The organism is Streptomyces sp. NPDC027185, assembly GCF_055567035.1.
Genome location: NZ_JBVHRF010000020.1, coordinates 1 through 1,534, shown reverse-complemented (window position 1 = coordinate 1,534; position 1,534 = coordinate 1). Strand labels below are relative to the sequence as shown.

At 66.7% G+C, this 1,534-nt stretch carries 1 protein-coding gene; it reads left to right on the top strand.

The window, feature by feature from the left end; all coding sequences use genetic code 11:
• Positions 1-1,534: hypothetical protein (locus tag ACZ4M8_RS29915; RefSeq protein WP_467613206.1), on the top strand; the 1,534-nt coding region annotated here is incomplete at both ends.

The following is a 1,534-nucleotide window of genomic DNA, read 5'->3' as shown; positions in this document are numbered from 1 at the left end:
ACGCCTACCAGAAGCTGACCGGACACAACCTGCAAGACGCCCTCGACACAGCCTCTCTCGATGTGGTCGGCGCTGATACCCATATGGCGTCCGCCTCCCTCGCAGACGAGGAGTTCATCAGCAGCTTCACCCGTCTGCTGGACGCAGAGGACGTCGACGCGCGGGCTCTGGCCGGTGTGCGCCCCTCCGAGGCTGTGCATCTTCAGCAGCAGATCACCGAGACACTCAGCACCCACGCGGTTGACGTCGCCACCGAGGCGTTCGTCGACAGCTTCGCCCGTTACTTGAACGCGCGGTACATAGAGGCAGAGGCGCTGCTCTCGCTGGTGGTCGGCCACCCCCGTCCAGCCGATAGCTTTGCCCGCGACACCCTCGACCGTGCGTTCTACGGCAAGACCAGTGGCTTCACGATCCCTGCTGCTCTCGCCGGCGTTGTGCAGAGCCTCAAGCTTCCCTTCGCGGATGCCGTGAAGATCCTTGAGCACCTCTACGGACCGGCGGTGACGGGCGGTCGGTGGGACATCGATCCGGACCATGTCGCCGCGGGAATCCCGGAGCAGCCGCAGGCCGCCGCGTTCGCCCTGTGCCTCCATCTCCTCGTCACCACCCAGCGTCTCCTCCCGGCCCTGAACATGCTCCGGGGACTGCGCGGGGACCAGGCCAAGATCCAGGCCGTCAAGGACGCCTACCAGAAGCTGACCGGACACGACCTGCAAGACGCCCTCACCACGGCCGGCATGCGCCACCCCGAGGCCGCGCACCTCCGGTCGCAGATCACCGAGGTGCTCAGCGCCAGCACCCACACGGCCGACGTCGCCACCGAGGAGTTCGTCAGCAGCTTCGCCCGCCTCTTGTGGACAGGGAAAACCACTGACCGGCAGCTGAATGAGCTGATGGACGGCTATGACCGCCCTGCCGACAGCCTCGCCCTCGACGCCCTCGACCGTGCGTTCCACGGCGAGACCAGCGGTTCCACGATCTCCGCTGCGCTCGCCACCGCGGTGAAGAACGACAACCTCACCCCGGCATACGCCCTCAAAGCCCTTGAGCGCTTCTATGGGCCGGCGGTGTCGGGGGGTCTGTGGGACATCGATCCGGACCATGTCGTCGAGGGAATCGAACTCGAGGAGCAGCCGCAGCCGCGGGCCGCCGCGTTCGCCCTGCGGCTCGATCTCCTCATGAACAATCCCCTCGTCCAGGACATCCCCCAGGCCCTGGACATGCTCTGGGGGCTGGACGGGGACCAGGCCAAGATCTGGGCCGCCGAGGACGCCTACGAGAAGCTGACCGGACGCGACCTGCAGGACGACCTCGACATGGCCGGCGTGCGCCATCCCGAGGCCGTGCACCTCCGGTGGCAGGCCATCGAGGCAGTCAGCGTCAACACCTACGTCGCGTCCCTCTCCACCGAACAAACACCGGCCTTCCAACCGGAGCCACCTGTCCTCCTCACTGATGAGCAGTTCATCGCCGGCTTCGCGGGTCATCTGTGGGCAGAGCGGGTCGACGTGCATGGTCTGCTCTCGTTGGTGGC